Here is a 23,785-nt window from a genome sequence, read left to right as displayed (position 1 = left end):
AATGTTTGAGCTTACGAAAGATTATGAAACCGGAATAGATAAGATAGATAAAGAGCATAGAAGATTATTTGAACTTGCTGATCAGTGTTATAATCTTCTTAAAGATGATTCCTGTAGCAACAAGTATGAAAAGGTGAATAAGGTTATAAGTGAATTAAAAGATTATGCTAAGTTTCATTTTAGCGAGGAAGAAAAGCTAATGGAGAGTGTAAATCATAAGCAAATCTTTACACATAAACTACAACATGATTATTTTATTGAAAAGATTGATGAGATAGATATTGATGATATAGAATCTAATCAAGATCAGTATATAATTGATATATTAACATTTATAGTTGCATGGATAAGACAACATATACTTAGTAAAGATTCTCAATATGTACATGATGTAGAACAAAATCTGTAAAGAGTAATTTTAATGAGAAAAAGGATAGCTGTGATCATGACTTGTCCTCTTTTGTTTTATTAAATAAATTATATTTTAAGGTGGTAAGACTATGCAAAAAATATTATATGTAGGAATAGGTGGATTTATAGGATCTGCCTTAAGATATATTATATCAATCCATTCTCCAAAGTTATTTGGCACGACTTTACCTTATGGCACACTTATTGTAAATGTGGTGGGAGGAATACTTATAGGTTTTATAACACAACTAAGTATTAGCACACAAATGATTTCTCCAAATCTAAAATTATTTTTAACCACTGGAATAATGGGAGGTTTAACAACATTCTCTACCTTTAGCAATGAAACAATTAGTTTGTTTTCCGAAGGTTCATATATATTAGCGATGGTTAATATATGTTTAAATCTTTTCTTAAGTCTTATTGGAGTAGTACTGGGAAAAGGAATAGCGCAAAATATATAAAAATTTTTATATCACAGATAGGTGTTTTATAAGCACCTTAATTTATTAGCCCAGATTATCATTAATCTGGGCTAATAAACTATTATAGGTGAGCAGTTTGTTTTACTTGATTAATTATATCTTGGCTTTCTACTTCTTCTAGTGATTCATTCCAATGTTTATCAAACTTTATCTTATATATTTCCACACTACTTTCATCATTAACAGGACACATAAGAACATATTCAGCTGAATTAACTAAGACCTGATCTAAAATCTTATATTCGATTTTATTTCCGTTTTCATCTCTAAAACTCATGATTTTGTGTTGAGCCATAATAATTTTCTCCTTTCCATTTGAGTTACGTTTTTATTATTTACATAAATATAAATTATATGAGAGGTAAATAATAAAATAAGATAGTTATAAATGATTTTTATGACTTAAATTTTAATATTTAGGGAATCCTTATATTGATACTTTTAATAAATTGGTCAATAAATTTGAAAGGAGTTGAAAGACCGTTTGTTTAGACTAATTTTGTATAAAATTATGTCTCATGTAGGGTGGATACATCCGAAATTAAGCCTATGGAGTGTTAGACCAGGCGAAAATATATATTTTATTGATATATAAGTCGTGCACGGTGAAGTAGGAAGTAAACATAAATTTCTATAGTTTTTATAGAGTTTTTTTGTTTACATAACGGTATATATGAATAGGAGTGTAGGAGTAAACCTTAATAAAGAATTTAGACATCTTATGAAGTATAAAAGATCACCTTTTCCAAAGGAAGATTTAGAATCCGCTTATATGGAATATGATCATTGCGAACAAAAAGAATATGATCATCACCATAATAATGATAAACAACATGAAATGTTTGAAGATTGGGGAATGAAGGAATGTATATATGCTAGTGTTGGATTGGTAGTTTCAGTTGCTTCATTAGCTTATGTACTAACAAGGCCTCATGGAAAAAAATTTAGCATGTTTTAATAAATAATCAGAAATAAACTGCTATAGGGTTTCTTCACTATAATAGTATTTTATATAGACTAATAATTTTTATAATGCTTAGTCTTGTAACTACAATTAGTGATGAACCCTATAAATTTTATCTTAATTATACAGAAGTTTTATAAATATGAAGTGAATCATCTATAAATGTGAATTTTAACTTCAATTGATAAGTTGTACATGCTATATAGCAAGAAGCAATGACTATTGAATAAGTAAGATAATATATGGATGTATCACTTCGTAATAAAATTTATAGTTAGAACAGCTAATTTTTATATGTGTATATAAGCATGCTTGTATTCACAAGATATATAATAAAAAGATAATTTTGAGGTGATTAAGTGGAATATAATACTTTAGTAAACTTATTAGACACCCATAATGAAGCTAATATAATAGCTACTGAGAGATTTAAACCTAAAGAAGTTATATATATATATAAGCAAGTTAAAGAGCAACAGCTTCAATTAGATAATTTAAAGAAATATTATAATAGTAAGTTTTCTAATGTTGCATTTATTAGTGAACCTATAGAAAAATTTGATGTTGAAAGCATTAAAGCAGTATTTGATAAATATAAAGATAAGGGTTTATTAATAAACGTAACAAGAGGGCAAAGAATCTACTCGCTAACCTTACTCTATCTTGCAAAAAAGTACAATATAAAGTGTATTTACTTAGATATTGAAAATAAAAAGCTCATAAGTTTTAATGATGACAATATCGATATAACTGATGAAGATTTTTACGATCTAAATATACAAGAAATTATTGAAAGCTCAGGAGGGTCTATAATAGTAGATTCTACTGAAAGTAACAGCAAAGCAATAATTGATCAAATAACAGATTTGATATCAAATAATTTAGATATATGGGAGCGTTTAAAATATAGGTTGTATGATTCTAAGGTGTTTATCCATAATCAATTGGAGCCTATGACAATAAAACTTGATATGAAGTATCTTACTAAAGAAGAAATGGATATATATAATTCTATGCTTGATTTATTGAAAAAAAATAATCAAATACAGTATACCTCAGGGAAACACAATTATATCACAATAAAATTTCTAAACAACCACATAAAAAGCTTTATATTCAAAAGCGGTTCTTGGTTAGAAGCATATACAAAGCGAGTAGTAGATAATATACGACAGGTAGATGATGTTAAGAGTGGATTACTATTTTTGTGGGATAGTGAAAGGAACAGAGTGAAAAATGAGTTAGATGTAGTTGCGATTAAAGACTCAACTCTCATCTGTATATCCTGCAAAGATACAGCAAAGTATGATGAGATTGCACTTAATGAACTTAATGTATATGCGGAGCAATTAGGTGGAGAGAATGTAGTAAAGATTTTAGTAGCAACAAAAGTTCCATTAAAACATTCTGTAGAAGAAAGAGCTAAAGAAATGAATATTGAGTTAGTTATATATGATGGAAATAAGAAAGGTTTTGAAGAAAAGTTAAGAAAGATAATACTAAAATAGCTATTTATATGCTAAAAGCCTCTTCTGATAATTAAGAAAAGGCTTTTAGTACTATATTGAGCTAAAATATACTACTTTATTAATAATATATTATCTAAAGTTTTGCTCCGATAGTTTCTCCCATTGTTACTTTTGTTTCGTACCCAAGAGAAGTCTGATGTATTATATCCTGATGCACTTTAGCAACACCTTTTTTCAAAAATAATATGGTTGTAGATCCGCCAAACTTAAAATAACCTTTTTCGGCGCCTTTTTCAACTTTTTTATTAGGTGTATAGCTTTGAATTATAGTTCCAACACAAGTAGCACCAACTTCAATGTGAAGTATGTCACCAAAGTTCTCAGATTTAAATAATGACCATTCTCTCTTGTTTTGACAGAAAAGCTTTGGAACCTTCTCTAAAGCTATTGGATTTACTGAATAGTACTGTCCGTCTATCTTTTTAGTGTCGCCGCATGTTCCGTAATCAATAAAATGGAATCTATGATAATCTGTAGGACATAAACGAAGTAGTATGCAAGTTCCACCTTCATATTCATTGGCTACGGTATCATCACTTATCAATTCTTTTAATGAATAAGTAAGCCCTTTAACTTGAACTATATTATTTAAATCTATGTTTTCAAACACAGAAAGCCTTCCATCTCCAGGGGAGACTAAAGCGTCTTTATTCATGTCTATAGGACGAGCTTCTTCTGTTAACTTTCTATAGAAAAAGTCATTGAAGCTTGTAAATTCGGATTGTTTTTTTATTGATAAGTTAGTATCGATATTAAATTCTTCTATAAATTCATTTACTTTACCTTTACTTAGTGGTGAATCGCAATAGTAACCATATACCTTTGAAAAAAGCTTTCTTTTAATAAATAGCTCTGTTAAGCTCTTTCCAATAGGTGATTCATAACACCATTTTAAATAGTTTAATCCAGCAACTTGCTCTTCTTCATAGGTTTTTGTTTTCCTATTGTATATCTTAATCATTGAGTACCTCACCTTTTTAAATATATAATAAAGTTAGCTTTATTTTCATCTAATTGTATCACATCTAACTTTTCGGTCAACAATTTGAAGTATAATATTTGAAATAAATATTGTTAATCATAGCTAAGTATTGTATATTTAACTTAAATAAACTTAGTATATTTTGAATCAATATTCAAATATTATTAGTTTACCTAATTTATATATTTTTATTGGCTGGTCAATAAAAATTACGGAGTGATTTAAGATGAATAAAACCAAAAAAGCAATCTTTGAAGCTGCAATAAGTATCTTTTCAAAGGCTGGTTATAATGGAGCTACAATGGATGAAATAGCATTAGAAGCAGGAGTAGCTAAAGGAACTTTGTATTATCATTTTAAAAGTAAAGAAGAGATATTTAACTTCATAATTACAGAAGGCATCAATCTAATGCATGATGAAATAAATCAAGTCAACGGTATGGATGGTGATGCATTAGTTAAACTGAAAGAAGTTTGCAAAATACAGCTTTCATTTCTGTATAGAAATAAAGAGTTTTTTAAGGTTATAATGAGTCAATTGTGGGGACAAGAGCTTAGACAACTAGAGCTTAGAAATCAGATTCAACGCTATATATATGGTATAGAAATATATATAAAAGAGGCAGCAGATACTGGTCTAATAAGAAAAGGTGATGTTTCCTTTATGGCTTATGCGTTTTTTGGAAGCTTAATATCTGCAGCTGTTTATGAAATAATAAATATAGATAAGATAAATTTAGAAAATATTATTGATAATTTAATAGATTATAATTTTAGAGGGTTACAAACAAGTAAACTGTAAAATTAGTTTTTAAAATTTGATATTGATTTAAAAATAGGGAGTAAGAAATTCTTTACTCTCTATTTTTTTGCGCTTAAAAACTATTTTTTAATTACTTAACCTATAGTAGGAAAGAGCGTTAATAAATATAAGTATGTAAAAAGGGAAACAAAAGTAAGGATAATAGAGATAATCAAGCATAATTTCCATAATTAGCTGATTTTATTACATAAAATGCCATAAAAGGCTTTTGCAAAAGATACGAAAAAATAGTATAAATAGAACTGACCAGTCAGTACAAAAACTTATGAAAAGTGGGGTGGAAGTATGAAATTTGCTAAAATTGCTTGGAAAGATATTTCTAGCATATTTAGAAACAGATTGATAAGAGTTTCTGTAATAGCAATTATCATAGTGCCTTTGTTATACAGCTTGCTTTATCTAGCTGCATTTTGGGATCCTTATTCAAGATTGGATAAGCTTCCAGTAGCAGTAGTAAATCTAGATAAAGGTTCTGAGAATGATGGGAAGGCTGTAAATTATGGCGATGATATTGTAAAGGAACTTAAGGAGAATAGAGAAGTGGGGTGGCAATTTACCACTTTACAAGAAGCTAAGGATGGACTAGAAGGAAGCAAATATTATTCAATGTTTGTAATTCCTGAAGATTTTTCTGGTAAGATAATCAATTCAAAGGATCACAAGCCTGAATCACCAGAGATTAAGTTTGTGCCTAACGACAAAAAGAATTTTCTTGCTTCACAAATAGGAGGAAAAGTTGAACTAGCTATTCAGCAAAAAATCACATCAAATATATCAAAGGAATTTACGAAAGTTACTTTTGATAATATGTACGAACTAAAAGATGGAATGCAACAAGCAGCAGATGGAAGTAAGAAACTTTATGATGGTATAGATACATTAGGTAGTAATGTACCAACTATGGCAGATGGGGTCTCACAACTTAAGGATGGGTCCAATAAGTTAAGTGATGGGTTAAATCAATTAAAAGATAAGACATCAGCAATGCCAAGTGGAGTTTCGCAGCTTTATAATGGATCAAATCAAATAACAGGGGGCTTAGGCCAGTTAAAGGCGTCAACAGGTATCCCAGCATTAATTGATGGATCCAATCAAATAACTAATGGTTTAGGAATGCTTAATGATAAAATCAAACAAGGACAAGAAACAGTTGTAAGCTTAGGACTTAATAAACTTGATCCAAGTAAGGTTTTGAATGTAGAAAATCTTCAAAAGATCAAATCAGTAATAGCTGCAGGAAAAAAGCTATCTAATGAAGATCTTTCTGTACTTAATTCTCTAAATACTTCTAATGTTAAACTAGTAGAAAGTACAATGAGTGACATAAAGCAGTTAACTAGTGATGAAGGAATAAAAGTATTAATGAGTAAACCATCAATACAACTTGTTTTATCACAGATGGATTTCTCAAAGCCTGAAAACCAACAGGCCTTAGCAACAAGAGTACAAAATGCAGACAAACTTGTTAGCGATGCTAACTCAATACAAGCAGCTTTATTAAAATTAAAAAATAATGAACCACAATTGTTTAGTCAGTTGCAAAGCATGGATATAAATAATGAACTAAAAACAATGCCTGTAATAATAAGTTCGTTAAATAATCTAAGTTCTGCAAGCAAATTGATTACAAAGAGTGATGTTGCACTTGTACAAGGGATTCTAAATAATCCTACACAATTGAGTAATCAATTAGCTGCAATGGATAAAACAAAGAGTGATTTAAATGGTTTAATGAATCAAATAGCTACTATGCAAAGTAATGATGCTCTAAATAATGAACTAAAAACCATAGCAGTGAAGCTTGGAACTTCAAAAGCTCAAGGAGAACAAAATGTTCAATTATCTGCAGCAGAAAGAGATGCTATGCTTCAGTACATGAGTGCAGTAAGTAATTTGACTAATGGATTTGCACAGTACAAGCCAGAGCTAGATGGGATGATGACACAACTAAACACTTATGAGCAAATGGCTAAAGATAAGATGGCAGTTGTTCAAGCTAACCCTCAATCAGCGAATGCTCTAAATAGCTTACTTACAAACTATGATGCAACAATGGGCTTAGTGAACTCTAAATTACCTCTATTAAATGCAGTTGGTGCAGCATTACAGAAGCCTGATAATGTTTCTGCATTGTCTACTTTAATTAGTGGTATAAATAGCATACAAACAGATTTAGCAAAGAATCAAGATAACTTAGCTTTAATAAATGACTTAATAACAAGCACTCAAGATCCTAAGGTTCAAGCATTACTTCCTAAGGTTGCAAAAATTAAGAGTGATATTGATTCTGCTAAACCACTTATAGATAAACTAAATACTCCTGAAACTTTGGCAATGCTTGAAAAAGCACCAGAGTTAGCGACTCAAGTTAAGGGGCTTCAACAAGATATAAAAAATAATGCGGATATTTTAGAAATAGCAGATAGAACCTTAACACAAGGAAATCTTGAAACTGCTCAAAACTTATTAGCATCTATTCCAGAGCTAACAAACGGAGTTCAAAAATTATATGATGGATCTACTCAGGTTACTGGAGGACTTAATACAGTAAATGGAGCGGTAAATCAGTTATATGGTGGTTCAACTCAAGTTGCTGGAGGATTAGGACAACTAAATGGATCAGTGCCTTCATTAATAAGTGGAGTAAATCAATTAAATGATGGAGCAGGCAAGTTAAGTAACGGACTTGGAGAACTAAACGGAAAGATGCCTGAACTTAAAGATGGTGTTGTAAAACTTACAGATGGCTCAAAAGAATTATCAGATAAATTAGCTGATGGTTCAAACAAACTAAATACCAACTTAAAGAATTCAAGTGATGATATGGGAACCTTCATATCAGAACCAGTTAAAGTTACTACAGAAGCTGTAAATACAGTTAAAGATTATGGTACTGGATTTACCCCATACTTTATCCCATTATCATTATGGGTTGGTGCAATCATGATGTTCTTCGTAATATCACCAAAGGTTGCCGATGGAATGAATGCAGGCTCTGCTTCAAGAGTTTTGGGTAAATACTTCTCATATACTTTTATAGGATTACTACAAGCTGTATTAGTAAGTATAGTAGTTTTATTCTTAGGATTAAAACCAAACAATTTAATAGCATACTTTGGATTTAATATATTATTATCCTTTACTTTCATAGCGATAATACAAGCACTGATATCCTTACTTGGAGATGCTGGAAGACTTCTTGCAATAGTATTGCTTATATTTAACTTAACAACTTGTGCAGGTACCTTCCCATTAGAATTAGTACCTAAATTCTTCACAGTGTTAAATCCATATCTTCCATTTACTTATGCAATAGCAGGATTAAGAGAATCTATAGCAGGTTCAGATTTCTCAGTTATAGCTAGTAGTTCCTTATTCCTATTAGCATATCTAGTAGTATTTATAATAATAGCTGTTGCATTTATAGATAGAGGAGAAAAGTTTGTAAGACTTATAGAAGGTAAGAAAGAAGAATTAGCAGCATAGTTTTTAGCACATTATAAAATAATATTAAACTGTTGATGGACACCTTCCATCAACAGTTTTTCTTACAAAAATTTCATATCTTGACTTTAAGTTTATAAAGGTTTAAAATAGGAATGTATTTTTCATACAATTAAATATGTCCTCATAGTTAAATGGATAGAACAGTCCCCTCCTAAGGGACAGATGTAGGTTCGATTCCTACTGGGGATACCACGTATGGTAAAAGAATGGCTTAACCGTGAAGGTTAAGCCGTTTTTGTTTTTATAAAAGGTTACTAAATGGGTACTAAAATTCTTTTGCGAGTTTTGAGTGAATATTGAATACTAAAAATTAGTCTTAAATATATTAGGAATATATAGAATCAAAGTTTTATTGTCATATGTATTGAATGATAAGTAGTTAAAATGAGAGTGTTGATTTAAACGCTAAGTAGATCATTAATCTTTGATAATAGTGATTCATTGTCTGAGTTTGATAAATCTAATACAATATATGGAATATTTAAGAAAGCTGATATTTCATGAGAATAAGCTAATTCCATTTCTTGAAGCTCTTTTAACAGATTAATATCATATTCACAATTGTTTCTTTCTTTTAACCTATACCAAATGGTATTTACATCCTCAGTAAGTACAATAATACTTTTTAAACCAAGCAGTTCAAATGTTTTTTGAGGAATTTTTTCAGGTTCTTCGTTTTTATTTAGCAAACAAAAATGTCCGTCCAATATGCATGTCTTATTTCTATCAATTAATTTATTAGCAGCAGATACTAATAAATCCTGGTTAGTATCGATTCCATCAATAAATAATGAAGTAAATGGAATCTTCTTTACATCAGAAATAAGCTTACTAGCAGTGTAGTAGGGAATATTAAATTCACTAGAAATATTATTACATAGAGTAGTCTTTCCAACTCCATGAATTCCAGATATAAAAACTATGTTGTTTTGCATAAAATCACCTCTTATATAAGTATTATGATTACTTTTAATATAATAAACAATAATATATAATTATATATAATACAATAAATAAGAATAGTTGATGGTGAATTAATTATGGAATACGATATGATTTTATCAATTAGACCTGAATATGTTAAAGAAATTATTTCTGGAAGAAAGATATATGAGTTTAGAAAATTTTGCCCTGGTAGACCTATAGACAAAATATATATATATGAGACTAGTCCTACAAAAAAGATTATTGGTTACTTTAATTATAGTGGAGTAATTATTGATGACAAATATTCAGTATGGACAAAATGTTGTTCTAGTTCTGGAATTTCTAAAGAAAATTATCTTAATTACTATAGCAATTCATCAAGTGCATATGCGTTTAAAATAACAAATCTAAATATATTAAAATCAAGTATTGATCCATATAAAATTATTGATAACTTTGTAGCTCCTCAATCGTATAGATATGTTAAGAGAGGTATTATAGATGAATTCATTTGCGATTTGGTATGATTCTGAAAAAAATGATGCTATTAATGCAACAATAAATTTTAATTTATGGAAGCTTGATGATGCTTATAGGATAACTAAAGGTAGAAGAATTAGAAAAAATACTCTTGTTAAGAAGAAAATGAAGAAAGTTGAATCTTGCACATACTATTTAGATATAGGAATGAAAATATCTAATATTAGTTCTATAAATAAAATAAATATATATACGCCATTTAAAATAACAAAAGATAATATAGTTGATTTAGGCGAAACGATGGTTAAGAATAAAAAGGTAATTGATGCTATTTTTAATGAAAACTCTAAAGTAATAAATCAAGGATTTGAGAACAATATAGAAGTAGAGATTATAAAGGATAAGAACAATAATATATCGGAAAAAATAAAAATATTCTCTCTAGATTTTGAATGGCAAAAAAATATTTCTGTAGAACAAATAGAGAATGGTGGCGTGATTACGATTGATGTCTCAAATCTAGAGGTAGATGAAGGTGTATATAGCTATATAAGATTTAGAATTCATGGCAAAGAGCTAGGAAAGCTTATTATTGAAAAAAACTTTTCTGATAATATCTTCAAAACATATTCAGAAAAAAATGAAATAATAGACTTTAGATTGAATGAAAAAAGAGCTATGTCAGATGGATTAACTAGTCTTATAGCAAGTAAAAGAGAATTTTATATCAAGGCTATTCATTTTCTATTACTAATGGATATGAAATATACATTAGCTGCAACTGGACTAGATTATTCTGCAAGAGCTTTAGAGCCTGATTTGTGGAATGAATACATAGGATGTGAAATTCAAGATACTCAATTTGTAGGATATCATTGGAAGAAAAAGTGTGCAGGACATGAAGATTGTTCCAAATGTGATAAACATGAACACGTTGATAATTTTAACTCACTGATTAGAATTGAGATTAGAGAGATTAATGCTATGACTTTATTAGCTTATATAGTAGTTTTAATATTCTTTAGTGTTCTTTCAAATTTCTTATACGATTTAACTCCTTTTAGTAAATAAAATGTTAAAAGTATGCTCAAAGTATTTAAAGATATATGAAAAGTATGATATAATCTAATGTAAACACATAATAAAGGGATTGGGGGAGTGACAAATGGATAAGTATATATATGTTTCTGAGATATTAGAACACTCTTCAGAAGATTATGCAGAATATATAAGAGAAGTGTTTAATAAACTTCTATTTTTAAAGAAAGATTACCCAGAGTTTAAATCTTGGTATTATGAGAAAGTAGTAAGTAACATTAGAAATGGTGAGAGAGAGATTATCATTAGGGAAATAGATGGACAAATTGCTGCTATTTCAATATTGAAAAAAACAGATGAGAAAAAGATTTGTAGTTTCGTAGTTATGCCTGAGTATAGAGGTATGAGATTAGGAACAGATTTATTATATAAGAGTATGAATGTTTTACAAACTAAAAAACCAATGATTACTGTTTCATCAAATAGTATATCAAACTTTAAGCCGTTTTTAGATAAGTTTGAGTTTGAGCAATATGAACAATTAAACAACTATTATTCGCAAGGCTCTTCAGAGTATGCTTTTAATGGATATCTAAGTAGATCAAGTTGTTCAAAAATAGCATAATGAATTTATTAAAAGTAACTCCCTAAGTAGAAAGTCAATTCTATTTAGGGAGTTATTGCTTATTGAGTTATTGATATTCCTTTAAACATATTTTGAAGAAGAACAGCTGTATTTTGCTCCATATCTTTTATAACATGAGTATAAGTTTGCAAGGTAGTAGCTATATCTTTATGCCCAAGTCTTGAAGAAACTACTTTAATATTTTCACCATTGAGAATTAATAAGGTGGCATGAGTATGCCTTAACCCATGAAAGGTTATTTGTTTTAACTGTTTGTAGTTTGATAAATCTTTATTTGGATATAGCTTTTTTATTTCATCAATTGAATATTTATATTTAGATATTCTTCTTGTAAAATCCATGGATAAGTTTCTTGGATGGCACATAGATCCTTTTCTTTCTTGAATAACAAAATCTTTATCAGCACAAGCAGTTTTTTCTTTTATATCTATTAAATAATCAATTAAGAATTTAGGTATAGAGATAGCTCTACTGCTTTTATCTGTTTTAAGCACAGTCGTATAAGTAAGCTTTTTTTCTTTTCTATCATAGATAACTTGACCATTAATATTTATATATCCTTTAGCTAAGTCTATATCTTGCCACCTTAAGCCACATAATTCTCCAACTCTAAGACCAGTAATTGCATCAAGCAAAACAGGTAAATATAAATATTCATCTTCAATTTCTTTTAGAAAATAATTTAATTCATCCAGGTTCCAGGTTTCAATTATAGGATTTTCAATCTTAATCTTCTCAATTTCGGTAGGGATATTGTATATAATTTTATAGTTATTATAGTACAATATAAGAACTTGTGTTCTGAAATTGCTTTGGTTAATGTTAAGTATATATAATTAGTATTGTAGCATACTAGAATATTTGTAGAATTATGTATAATTTGATAAGATTATCTGTGAATAATTCTTGAGTATATTGGAGGAAAATAGATGGCAAACAAAAAAGTAGATAGAGATTTTAACAAAACTAGAATGAAAAAATTATATAGGATTTTCAAGCAGACATTTGAGTATTATATTGTATTACCGTTAATTGTATATTTTATTGGATTCATATACTCTCAAGGAACACTATTATTACCAATGGAAACTATAAATATGTTTAATATACCTATATTGCCATATAGCTCAAAATATATGATATTTCATGGCATAACTATTATAGGAATGTATTCATTTGTTATATGTATTTATTTGTTTTTTAAAAACAGTATAAATAATGAACAAAATAAAAAGAAACCTTCTACTATATGGAAAAAAGCTAGGTGGATAGTAGTATACCTAAATATTCTCTTTATGTTTTTATTTTATTTAATTTTACTAGAATTTAAAAGCGAATATTTTTATATGATTGTTTTGTCAATATATTATGTTTTTAAAGTATTAACCATAATATCTTATGTAGAGGTATTTAATGATATTAGAGATGCACGAAAAGAAAAAAGTGAGAATATGAATTCCGAAAATGAGATTAGAGAGGTCAGCAACGCAGAAATTTTAAAATATATAACACTAGCTTTAGTAATATTTTTAAATATTTTTGTTAGTGGGTCAAATGCACTAATTGAGAAGTATTTTTTATATACGAATGGTGACGGATCATTTCAGGTGGCGGATATATCTGATAATGACGGAAAAGTTTTCACAGTATACCCAATTGATATATCAGAAAAATACTTCATTGGGCTATCGCTTGAAGACTTAAAAGTAGTTGTAAAGCCTACTGAAGATAAGAACAAAATATTGTTTAGGGTAGATAAAAAAAATATAAAGGTCATAAAATATAATAAAGACGAAAAGGAACAAATATTGAAGTATTTAAAAAATGAGGAGAGTTTATATAATGATTATATAAAAGCAATTGAGAGTGTCAATGGTATTTACCAATATTCATATTACACTCAGACTGTAGATGCAAAAAAATTAATTTCGATTATATCAGATTCTTTATACAAAGAAAAATTTAACTTAATATCTTCCGAATACTTGAATGATCTATTGAAAAACTCTATAAAAGAAAATGAAGAAAAAAAATTGAAGCTTATTGGATATGAAGTTAGTTTGCCTCAATATGATAAGATACATCACACTTACACTATATATTCACGCGAAATATGGAACTCTAATACAATATGGTATAAATATGTACTAGTTAAGCAAGGGGACAAGTTTTATGTAGACTCCTATGAAAAAGTAGGAAATATAAGCTTTAAAAGAATAGGTGAGTAGTTTAATTTAATATTTTAAATATATACAAAACACTTAATTAATAGCATAATTAAGTGTTTTGTATTGATTTTATGATGATATAAAGTTTTTCATGAGGTTGAGATACATCGAAAACAGTATAATTTATATTTAATAAATTTGTTATTTCACTAGAATAAAGTAATTGTTGATTTTGAAATTTTAAAAAGGGGAATTAAATTAGTAAGTTTTTTAAATCGAAGATGGGCAACTAAGATTGGAGTAGGAAAGAACTGTGATAAAAAAGAGTTCTTAGGATTGCCATTTATTAAATAAGTTAAGTATATTAATAACAAGCCTATCACGGGTACTACAAGGGTACTATTCTACAAGAAATAGATAAAAACAATCAATTATATAATAAGATTAGAACCTTCATGAACCTTTATATTTAAAGGGTTTAGACTGGATTGCAGGATATAACGATATGTATATAAATATAGCGTTGTTTTCCTACTGGGGATACAATGTATGGTGAGAGAATGGATTAACTGTTGGGGTTAATCAGTTTTTATTTTTGCAAAACAGAATTAAGTTTGCATAGAGCTTGTACAATACTTAGAAATGGTATGGCAATTACAAAATTCCAGAGTTACGGATATCAATGATATATTATTTAATACCATTGGTGGTGCATTGGGGTATTTTATATATGATACTTTGTTGAAAAAGAAAGTTTATATATAAATGTATGTATGTTAGTTTGATTTAGAGTAGCTTAATCATTAGGATTAAGCTTTTTTTGGCGCAAAATCATAAAATTACAGGTATATTTATTTAATAAAAGTATATACTTATTATAAGAGTTGTGCTAATATTATTAATGTAAAGGAAATCATTTTTTATAAATAAGAAAATAAGAGGTGATAATATTGGGATTTAAATTAGCTCCAATCTTTTCTGACAATATGGTCCTTCAGAGAGATTCTGAGGTTGTTGTTTGGGGAAAAGCTGAAAGTGGTGATTTACTAGTAGGGAAGATATGTGGTCAAAAGGTTGAAACCTATGCTGAGGATGGTGAGTTTAGGCTCATATTTAAAGATCTTAAAGCTGGTGGACCTTTTGAGCTGGAGATATTATCGAAAGACCAAGAAGTAATCTTTAACAATGTTTTAGTAGGTGAAGTTTGGATTGCAGGTGGACAATCTAATATGGAATTTAATCTGAAGGATTCTATAGGAGCAGAAAAAGAAATAGAACAGTCCAATTATCCTGATATAAGATATTATAATGTACCAGATATAGTATATGAAAATGGTGATGAAGTTTTACCTGAAGGAATAATAGATACAGGCTGGAGTATAGCATCACCAGATACAGCGGCATATTACTCAGCAGTTGCATATCATTTCGCTAAGAATTTATATAATGACTTAAAGGTTCCTATAGGAATAGTTAACTGTAATAAGGGTGGTACCTCTGCAGCTAGCTGGATGAATGAAAAATATTTAGCTGAAGATGAAGAATTATCAGAAGCATATTTAGAACAGTACAAAAAAGCTATAGAAAACCTCACAGATGAAGAAGAAGATAGATTAACAGCTGAATTCTATAAATCACAAGAAGATTACAACAAAAGAGAAGAGGAATATAAGAAAAAGTATCCTGAAAGATCCATGGCACAACTTCATGGAGAAATAGGTAGTGTTCCATGGCCGCCGCCACTGGGAAGAAAATCATATCAAAGACCTTGTGGATTATATAAAACAAAATTTAGAAAGATAACTCCTTTTAAGGTTAGAGGTGTTATTTGGTATCAAGGTGAAGAAGATTCAGCAAAACCCCATCTGTATAAGAAACTTTTTAGTAGACTTATAAAATGTTGGAGAGAGGACTTGGAAAATCCGGAACTTCCTTTTGTATTTGTACAGTTACCTATGTTTAATGATGAGAAGCTTGATACTTGGCAGCTTGTTAGAGATGCACAGTTATATACTTATAAGAATATAAGAAGTACATCTATGATAGTTACAGTAGATTTAGGAGAAGCAGAGGATGTACATCCTAAGAATAAGAAAACTGTAGGTGAAAGACTTGCTTTAGTAGCAAGGCAAGATGTATATAAGGAAGAAATAAAAGGACATTCTCCTATATATAATGGATACAATATAATTGGCAATAAGGTAGAAATAAACTTTGATGATGTATTACCTGGAGAATTGATAATAAAGGATGATACTGAGTTAAAAGGGTTTGAAATATATGATAAAAATAGAAACTTATATCCTGCAAAGGCTTATATAGTAGAGGATAGAGTTATAGTTTCTAGTGATAAAGTAAATGAACCAATTGGTGTTGCTTATGGTTGGAAGAACTATGTTGAAATTAATCTATTTAATAATATAGGATTACCAGCTTCACCTTTTAATACTTTAAGCAAATATTAATAAGCTTATATATGTTTGCAGATTAATCATATATAAGTAATTTATATATACAAATGAATTAATAATTACATACGACTATATCGAAGTAAAAATACAATAAGGATAGGTGATATTAATTGAAACATGAATTTCCGCAAGATTTTTGGTGGGGGGCAGCTACATCTGGACCTCAATCAGAAGGACGATTTAACAAAAAACATAGAAGTGTATTTGATTATTGGTATGATATAGAGCCAGAAGCTTTTTTTGATAGAGTTGGTCCTAATGTAGCCTCAAACTTTTACAATAGCTTCCGAGAAGATCTGAAAATGATGAAATCTATTGGATTTAATTCTTTTAGAACGTCTATTCAATGGACACGTCTTATCAAAGATTTTGAAACTGCAGAGGTTGAAGCTGATGCAGTAAGATTTTACAATGAAATGATTGATGAGTGCATAGCTAATGGAATGATACCGGTTATAAACCTACATCATTTTGACCTTCCAATAGAACTTTATGAAAAGTATGGTGGTTGGGAATCAAAGCATGTAGTTGAGCTTTTTGCAAAGTACTCTAGAGTATGTTTTGATTTGTTTGGAGATAGAGTTAAGCATTGGACAACTTTTAATGAACCTATAGTAATTGTACAAGGTGAATATATAAATCAGTTCCATTATCCAAACTTAATAGATGGCAAGAAAGCTGTTCAAGTATCCTATAATTTAAATCTTGCTTCAGCAAAATCTATAGAGCAATTTAGATTAAGCGAAAATAGTAAAGATGGAAAGATAGGCATAGTATTAAATCTTACTCCTGCATATCCAAGATCTAATTCTAAAGAAGATTTAGCTGCATCAGATTTTGCAAACAAGTTCCATAATAGAATGTTTCTTGATCCAGCTGTTTTAGGATATTTTCCAGAAGGCTTAGCTGAGATTTTTATAAAAGATGGTGTTATGTGGCAGTATACAGAAGAAGAGCTAGAGCTAATAAAGAATAATACAATTGATTTTCTTGGAGTAAACTTCTATCAACCATTAAGAGTTAAAGCAGTAGAACATGAATTTGATGAATCAAAGAACGGTTGGCTTCCTGATAAGTATTATGAATACTATGAAATGCCAGGAAGAAGGGTAAATCCTCATAAGAACTGGGAGATATATCCTGAGGCTATGTATGATATAGCTATTAATATAAGAGACAACTATAAAAATATCCCATGGTATGTTTCTGAGAATGGAATGGGTGTTTATGGTGAAGAAAAGTTTAAAGATGAAAATGGAATGATTTTAGATGATTATAGAATTGAATTTGTGACAGAACATCTTGAATTTCTTCATAAAGGTATACAAGAAGGGTCAAATTGTTTTGGATATCATCTTTGGACTCCAATAGATTGTTGGTCATGGATGAATGCATATAGAAACAGATATGGCTTTATATCTTTAGACTTAGCTACTCAGATTAAAACTATAAAGAAATCAGGTTATTGGTTTAAAGCAGTTTCAGAAAATAATGGATTTTAGCCCGTACTATATTAATTTACCCTAAGACTAAACTCAAAATCAGCATATGTTGTCCTAAGAGTTACAAAGTTTTTAGGGCAACTACAGCTGAATATCGTTTAAGGAAAAAGTTTTTACTGTATGAGTCGCTTCAGCGACTTTTCTATACACATATATCTTACAAATAAGTTATGGGGAAATTAATATTTATATAAAAACAAACTCTAATTAAATGCATTTTCATAGAAAGGTGAGTGTATATATGAGCATATTAACCTTTGATATTGGCGGGACAACCATAAAGTATGGAGTGTTAGATAGAAGTGGAAATATATATGAAAAAGGCAAATTAAAAACTCCTAAGGAAGATATAAATGCATTAATCTCTGGAATAGTGGAGGTTAAAGAAAATTATGAGGACAGGTATGATTTTGAAGGAATAGCAATGAGCTGTCCAGGTGCAGTAGATGATGTCACTGGAATAATAGGTGGAGCAAGTGCAGTTCCTTGTATACATGGATTTAATATTAAAGAAAAAATAGTAAAAGCTACAGGAATAACAAATATAAGCATGGAAAATGACGCTAATTGCGCAGCTTTAGCAGAAGTATGGCTAGGTGCAGCAAGGGATAATAAAGATGTTCTATTTGTAATATTAGGCTCTGGTGTAGGTGGTGCTGTAATTAAAGACAAAAAGATACACAAAGGAGCAAATCTACATGGTGGCGAGTTTGGATATATGATAACCTCAGAAGATTATACTACTTTAAGTACAGTAGCAACACCGGTTCATATGGCAGCTAGTTATGCAAAAGCTAAAGGAATCAGTGATGCTTCTATTGATGGCGAGCAAGTATTTAAGCTTGCGGAAGCTGGAGATGAAGTTGCTAAACAAGAAGTGAAACGATTTTACAAAAGCTTAGCCATTGGAATATATAACATTCAGTATGTGTATGATCCTGAGGTTATAGTTATTGGTGGCGGCATCAGTATAAGGGAAGATCTTATAGATAATATTGAATTGGCAATGGACGAACTTATGGCTGCTGTAGAAATTGCAAAGGTTAGACCAGCTGTAAAACGATGTGAGTATATGAATGATTCAAATTTAATTGGTGCAGTTTATAACTACATTAATTAAGAGATTAGTCAAAATAGTTAATAAATTAATGAATATAGGTTAAGGGAAATGGATTATAGGTTGGTTGACATATAGCTATGAATTAATAGGTGTTAGAATATGTAAGATATCAATGAAGTTTGTCAATAACATATATCCTACATAAAATAAAAGTATATATTTATATTATTAAGTATATAGACATGTATAAAAATATAGTTTATAATAACCTTGTAAGATATATGTAAACGATATAAAAAGTATATTAATATGAAAATAATACTATGGACTTATAGTTTTAAGATGTAATTATATATTCTTAAGATTATATAAATCAAAAGGGGGAATTTGAAAATGAATAAGAAAGTTTTAGCTGTAGTTATGAGTTGTGTTTTAGCGGCTTGTATCTTTACAGGATGTGGTTCGAAAAGTGACTCAAAAAGTGGAGACAAAATAACTCTTACAATCCTTAATCAAAAGACTGATTTTGTAAATACAAAATTTAAAGAATATGCTGAAACCTATAAGAAGGATCATCCAAATGTAGAGCTAAAGTTTGAAGCATATACAGACTATGATGCTCAAACTCAAACGAGAATGACTTCGAATGAATATGGAGATGTGTTAATGATTCCTAATACTCTTCCTATAAGTGAAAGACCTAATTATTTTGAATCTCTTGGAGATGAAAAAGACTTAGCTAATAAGTATTATGGATTAGACGGAGTTGGAGATGAATTTGGAGGTAAGATATATGGTATACCTTCAGATATGAATGTAAGTGGTATGGTTTATAATAAAAAGGTTTTCAAAGATGCAGGAATCACAGCGCTTCCTAAGACTCCAGATGAATTTTTAAGTGATATGCAAAAAATAAAAGATAAATTACCAGAGGTTACTCCTTATTATACAAACTATAAAGATGGATGGCCATTAGTACAATGGGAACCAGATACATTATCTGTATTTGGAAAGAATACTTATACTAATCAAGAGATGGTAAACACTGATTCACCATTTTCACCAGGCACTCCTCATTATATTGTATATAAACTTATGTATGATCTAGCTAATAAGAAGCTTATTGAAAAAGATCCAACTACAACAGATTGGGAACAATCTAAGACACTTATGGCTAAGGGTAAGATAGGGGCTATGGAGCTTGGAAGCTTTGCTATAGCACAAATACAAGCTCAAGCATCAAGTGCAGACGATATAGGGTACATGCCTTTCCCTTATCAAGTTAATGGCAAGACATACTCAAACCTTTCAGCTGATTACCCAATAGCTGTAAATAAGAACAGCAAGCATGTTACTGAAGCAAAAGAGTTCCTTACTTGGTTTGTAGAGAAGTCAGGTTATGCGCAAGACTGTGGTACAGTACCAACTTTAAAAGGAGCAGAAATGCCAAAGTCATTACAAGCGTTTAAAGATTTAGGAGTTGAATATTTAATGCCAGCTTCTGCTAAGGAAGGTCAAGCTGGATGGAATGATAAGATAGACAAAGCTGCTGAAGTTGGTTTATGGCAACCAGACTTTAGAAGAAGAATAGTTGAAGCAGCTATAGGAAATTCAAAGGAAACTTATGATCAAATAATGAATGATTTAAATTCTAAGTGGAAGACAGCAAGAGCAAAGATTGTTTCAAGTAAATAATTAACTAAGCTAGGACTTCAGAAATTCTGATAAATAGGATTTCTGAAGCAGGCTTTTTGTAAATATATAACGGATATTTGAATTATTTTCTTAAAATAGGAACTTTGTAGGCATGAACTGCAAGGTTCTTGTTTTAATAGATTATTAGAAGGGGGATATATTATTGTTTAAAGTAAGCAAAATGAGTTATAGTGCTCAAAAAAAGTTAATAATCGTATTATTTTCAGTTGTACCAGTGGCTTTACTATTAGTATTCTGCTATTATCCTCTAGTTAGAATGTTTGAATATAGTTTTACAGATTGGAATGGAATATCAAAAGATTTTAATTTTGTTCTTTTTGATAATTATAAAACTATTTTTTCTAAATCAGAATATTTTAAGGTTTTTAAAACAAGTATTTATTATTTTTTAGCCACCTTCGTACAAATGACAATAGCACTTTATTTTGCCACTATACTTAGTTTTAAGGTTAAATTTAAAAACTTTTTTAAGGGTGCAATCTTCTTTCCATACCTTTTGAATGGTGTTGCAATAGGCTTTATATTTTTATATTTCTTCCAACCAAATGGCACCCTAGATACTATAATGAAAGCTGTGGGACTTGGAAACTACACACAATTGTGGTTAGGCAATCCTAGCATAATAAATATATCCTTAGCATTTACATCAATTTGGAGGTACATGGGAGGAAACTTTATAATATTCCTTGGAACAATCCAATCAATTGATGGAGAAATATATGAAGCTGCTGAAATAGACGGAGCAAATAGATGGAGACAATTTATAAGTATAATATTACCTAATATAAAGAGAATAGTTGTACTTAATATAGTTTTGGGGATAAATGGAGCTTTAAGTGTATTTGAAATTCCTTATATAATGACTCAAGGAGCAAACGGAAGTAAGACATTTGTTATTCAGACTCTTGATACAGGCTTTAAGTATCAAAAGTTAGGACTTGCTTGTTCTATGGCAATTGTTTTATTACTAATCTCCATAAGCGTAACATTAATCCAAAAGAAGTTTTTAAGTGAGGAGGACTAATCGATGGTAAATAATAAGGCTCTAAATATACAAACAAAGTCACCTAAAAGCGGAATGGACATAAAATATAAAGTTAAATATATAATTTCTGATATATTTAAGTATGCAACTCTAATCTTAGGAGCAGCGATTACTATAGTACCGATATTAGTTATACTTTTCACTTCATTTAAAACAAGTACTGAATATCAAACTACAGGACCTCTTACATTACCTTCTAGTTTTAATTTTGACAATTATGTAACTGCATTTACTAGAGGAAACATGGTTACTGGATTTAAGAATACGGCTATAATACTTGTCATATCTTTATTCGGTAAGATACTTCTTGGAACTATGATAGCTTATGTATTACATAGATTTAAGTTCAGAGGTAAAAAAGTTATTTTAGGTTTATTTCTTTTTGCAATGCTAGTTCCTACTGTATCAAATCAAGTTGTGGTGTTTAAGATAATAGCAAAGATAGGATTATTCAATAAAATTGGATCTATATTACTGTTAAATTTGGGTACTGACGTAATATCAATGTATATATTTCTACAATTTTTAGATAAGATACCAGTAGCTCTTGATGAATCAGCTATGCTTGATGGAGCTTCATATTTTACTATTTATACTAGAATAATATTACCGCTTCTCAGGCCAGCTATAGCAACAGTAGTAATACTTAGTGGAGTAGGCATATACAATGATTTCTATACGCCATTCTTATACATGCCGGATCCAAAGCTCAGAACTATTTCTACAGCATTATTTAATTTTAAGGGCCCTATGGGATCTCAATGGGAGATAATAGCAGCAGGAATAATGATTGTAATAATACCAACATTGATTATATTTATATCATTACAAAAGCACATTTATAATGGGGTACAAGGATCAGTAAAGTAAAAGTAAGGTTTATACACTGAAAAAGTTATATATGATTTCTATAAAAATAAATAATATATATTAAAAACAAACTTGTTAGAGTTCATATTATTACTCTAACAAGTTTGTTTTTTTATCAGCATAGTTTTAATTAAATCAGTATGTATTATTCTATCTTTAACGTACAATTACGGTTTCAAAGGCAAAACGATCATATCTGTGAATAGATATAGAGTACTCAAATGCACTGCCATTTTCAAAATAGGCAACTTGTTCTACTACTGCAACAGGATCATTAGGTTCTAATTCTAAATGTTCCTGTTCTAACTCAGTAGATTTTCTAACGCGGATAGTCCTATGTGAACTTTGAACCTTTAACCCTAAATCATTTTCTATGTAAGAGTAAATAGAGTCTAAAGCATGCTGTTTTTTTAGTCCTGGTATCAACCCTATAGGCATGTAGGTGTTCTCCATGACAAAAGGATTGTTATCTAGATATCTAACACGAAGTATGCTATAAACAAACTCTTCATTTTCTAAGTTAAGCTTTGATCTAATCTCTTCATTACTGGCTATAACTTCGAATTTTAGTAATTCACTTGTAACCTTCCTGGTGCTATATAGAGCCGTTAATCCTCTAAATTGATTTGAAACAAGTAATTTATTCATATCAGTGCTGCTTATACTTTTTACAAAGGTGCCAGAACCTCTTCTTTTTACTATTAATCCTTCTGATACTAGAATATCTAAAGCTTTTTTTACTGTCATCTTACTAGCATCATATTTTTCGCAAAGGTCCTTTTCAAATGGTAACTGCTCATTTGCCAGCAGTGTTCCTTGAACTATTTGATTTCTTATATCATTTGCTATTTGCATATATTTAGTCATATTGTTCTCCCAAATAAAAAAATAGGTATATACTTATATTATAACATTTTATACCTATATAATATATAGATGTTTAATAAATATTGAAAAGACTTTAACTCTAGGATTTATAGTGGTTTAACTTTGTTGATAGATAATTATATGGAATGTAGCGACTATACTTTTAGTTTGTAATAAGGTGTAAATTTAGATGTTTAATTTTGTATAAGCATACAATGGATTTAATATGGGAGTAGTACATAAATATGGCTATTTATAAATGAATTAGATATAATATATTTAATAAAATTAGAC

22 protein-coding genes and 1 tRNA gene are annotated in these 23,785 nt (G+C 29.4%); 18 read left to right on the top strand and 5 right to left on the bottom strand.

All coding sequences use genetic code 11. The features are described from left to right. The first annotated feature begins 1 nt into the window (after position 1). Together J3477_RS24050 and crcB are read left to right on the top strand one after the other, a co-directional pair. A complete protein-coding gene (locus tag J3477_RS24050; protein ID WP_206872775.1) occupies positions 2-409 on the top strand; it encodes a bacteriohemerythrin in 408 nt (135 codons plus the stop codon). A 91-nt stretch (positions 410-500) separates the two neighbouring features. Further along, positions 501-875: a fluoride efflux transporter CrcB gene (crcB, locus tag J3477_RS24045; RefSeq protein WP_206872774.1), complete on the top strand. Its 375-nt coding sequence runs from the start codon at positions 501-503 to the stop codon at positions 873-875. 82 nt (positions 876-957) lie between these two features. On the opposite strand, the gene J3477_RS24040 is transcribed toward crcB, so the two are convergent. Further along, complete coding sequence (locus tag J3477_RS24040; protein WP_206872773.1) at positions 958-1,191, bottom strand: DUF1292 domain-containing protein; 234 nt, start codon at positions 1,189-1,191, stop codon at positions 958-960. Positions 1,192-1,569: 378 nt separating this feature from the next. On the opposite strand from J3477_RS24040, the gene J3477_RS24035 reads away from it, so the two are divergent. Beyond that, positions 1,570-1,854 (top strand): hypothetical protein, encoded by a 285-nt coding sequence (locus J3477_RS24035; protein WP_200273616.1) that lies wholly within the window; start codon positions 1,570-1,572, stop codon positions 1,852-1,854. Between the two features lie 365 nt (positions 1,855-2,219). Then, on the top strand, positions 2,220-3,368 hold the full coding sequence (locus J3477_RS24030; RefSeq protein ID WP_206872772.1) for a Card1-like endonuclease domain-containing protein: 1,149 nt from the start codon (positions 2,220-2,222) through the stop codon (positions 3,366-3,368). 94 nt (positions 3,369-3,462) lie between these two features. Here J3477_RS24030 and J3477_RS24025 read toward each other — a convergent pair whose 3' ends face one another. Next, the gene (locus J3477_RS24025; RefSeq protein ID WP_206872771.1) at positions 3,463-4,350 is read right to left on the bottom strand and encodes a phosphatidylserine decarboxylase; all 888 of its coding nucleotides are present in this window, start codon (positions 4,348-4,350) and stop codon (positions 3,463-3,465) included. 247 nt (positions 4,351-4,597) lie between these two features. Here J3477_RS24025 and J3477_RS24020 point away from each other — a divergent pair, with 247 nt between their 5' ends. From J3477_RS24020 to J3477_RS24010, 3 genes are all read left to right on the top strand, one after another. Next, positions 4,598-5,173: a TetR/AcrR family transcriptional regulator gene (locus J3477_RS24020; protein WP_206872770.1), complete on the top strand. Its 576-nt coding sequence runs from the start codon at positions 4,598-4,600 to the stop codon at positions 5,171-5,173. Between the two features lie 306 nt (positions 5,174-5,479). After that, entirely contained in the window at positions 5,480-8,680 is a 3,201-nt protein-coding gene (locus J3477_RS24015; RefSeq protein ID WP_206872769.1) for a YhgE/Pip domain-containing protein, read from the top strand. 138 nt (positions 8,681-8,818) lie between these two features. After that, a tRNA-Arg gene (locus J3477_RS24010) sits at positions 8,819-8,893 on the top strand. A 206-nt stretch (positions 8,894-9,099) separates the two neighbouring features. Here J3477_RS24010 and J3477_RS24005 read toward each other — a convergent pair. Then, a complete protein-coding gene (locus J3477_RS24005; protein ID WP_206872768.1) occupies positions 9,100-9,636 on the bottom strand; it encodes an ATP-binding protein in 537 nt (178 codons plus the stop codon). A gap of 105 nt (positions 9,637-9,741) precedes the next feature. Between J3477_RS24005 and J3477_RS24000 the strand changes: the two genes are divergently transcribed. The 3 genes from J3477_RS24000 (at position 9,742) to J3477_RS23990 (ending at position 11,771) form a co-directional block, all read left to right on the top strand. Continuing rightward, complete coding sequence (locus J3477_RS24000) at positions 9,742-10,155, top strand: ASCH domain-containing protein (RefSeq protein ID WP_206872767.1); 414 nt, start codon at positions 9,742-9,744, stop codon at positions 10,153-10,155. After that, positions 10,130-11,179, top strand: coding sequence for a hypothetical protein (locus J3477_RS23995; protein ID WP_206872766.1), 1,050 nt, complete (start codon positions 10,130-10,132; stop codon positions 11,177-11,179). Before J3477_RS24000 ends, J3477_RS23995 begins: the two co-directional genes overlap by 26 nt. Before the next feature lie 94 nt (positions 11,180-11,273). Beyond that, positions 11,274-11,771, top strand: coding sequence for a GNAT family N-acetyltransferase (locus J3477_RS23990; protein ID WP_206872765.1), 498 nt, complete (start codon positions 11,274-11,276; stop codon positions 11,769-11,771). A gap of 59 nt (positions 11,772-11,830) precedes the next feature. On the opposite strand, the gene J3477_RS23985 is transcribed toward J3477_RS23990, so the two are convergent. After that, positions 11,831-12,577 carry a site-specific integrase gene (locus J3477_RS23985; RefSeq protein WP_228731357.1) on the bottom strand — a complete coding sequence of 249 codons (747 nt, stop codon included), beginning with the start codon at positions 12,575-12,577 and terminating at the stop codon, positions 11,831-11,833. A gap of 144 nt (positions 12,578-12,721) precedes the next feature. Here J3477_RS23985 and J3477_RS23980 point away from each other — a divergent pair, with 144 nt between their 5' ends. The 8 genes from J3477_RS23980 (at position 12,722) to J3477_RS23945 (ending at position 22,624) form a co-directional block, all read left to right on the top strand. Then, positions 12,722-14,020: a hypothetical protein gene (locus tag J3477_RS23980; protein WP_206872764.1), complete on the top strand. Its 1,299-nt coding sequence runs from the start codon at positions 12,722-12,724 to the stop codon at positions 14,018-14,020. Between the two features lie 558 nt (positions 14,021-14,578). Then, on the top strand, positions 14,579-14,725 hold the full coding sequence (locus tag J3477_RS26440) for a VanZ family protein (RefSeq protein WP_371876618.1): 147 nt from the start codon (positions 14,579-14,581) through the stop codon (positions 14,723-14,725). Positions 14,726-14,910: 185 nt separating this feature from the next. Then, positions 14,911-16,425, top strand: a complete 1,515-nt coding sequence (locus J3477_RS23970; protein ID WP_206872762.1) for a sialate O-acetylesterase — start codon at positions 14,911-14,913, stop codon at positions 16,423-16,425. A 116-nt stretch (positions 16,426-16,541) separates the two neighbouring features. Continuing rightward, complete coding sequence (locus J3477_RS23965) at positions 16,542-17,933, top strand: glycoside hydrolase family 1 protein (RefSeq protein ID WP_206872761.1); 1,392 nt, start codon at positions 16,542-16,544, stop codon at positions 17,931-17,933. A 241-nt stretch (positions 17,934-18,174) separates the two neighbouring features. Further along, positions 18,175-19,053 (top strand): ROK family protein, encoded by an 879-nt coding sequence (locus J3477_RS23960; RefSeq protein ID WP_206872760.1) that lies wholly within the window; start codon positions 18,175-18,177, stop codon positions 19,051-19,053. 333 nt (positions 19,054-19,386) lie between these two features. Next, the gene (locus tag J3477_RS23955; RefSeq protein ID WP_206872759.1) at positions 19,387-20,688 is read left to right on the top strand and encodes an ABC transporter substrate-binding protein; all 1,302 of its coding nucleotides are present in this window, start codon (positions 19,387-19,389) and stop codon (positions 20,686-20,688) included. A gap of 163 nt (positions 20,689-20,851) precedes the next feature. Then, positions 20,852-21,733, top strand: coding sequence for a carbohydrate ABC transporter permease (locus J3477_RS23950; protein WP_228731356.1), 882 nt, complete (start codon positions 20,852-20,854; stop codon positions 21,731-21,733). Between the two features lie 3 nt (positions 21,734-21,736). After that, a complete protein-coding gene (locus tag J3477_RS23945) occupies positions 21,737-22,624 on the top strand; it encodes a carbohydrate ABC transporter permease (protein WP_228731355.1) in 888 nt (295 codons plus the stop codon). 156 nt (positions 22,625-22,780) lie between these two features. Here J3477_RS23945 and J3477_RS23940 read toward each other — a convergent pair whose 3' ends face one another. Next, the gene (locus J3477_RS23940; RefSeq protein WP_206872758.1) at positions 22,781-23,491 is read right to left on the bottom strand and encodes a GntR family transcriptional regulator; all 711 of its coding nucleotides are present in this window, start codon (positions 23,489-23,491) and stop codon (positions 22,781-22,783) included. Positions 23,492-23,785 lie beyond the last annotated feature (294 nt).

Source organism: Clostridium zeae, assembly GCF_017312485.1.
In the GTDB taxonomy this organism is placed as follows: domain Bacteria; phylum Bacillota; class Clostridia; order Clostridiales; family Clostridiaceae; genus Clostridium_AR; species Clostridium_AR zeae.
This window is presented reverse-complemented; position numbering and strand designations above follow the sequence as displayed.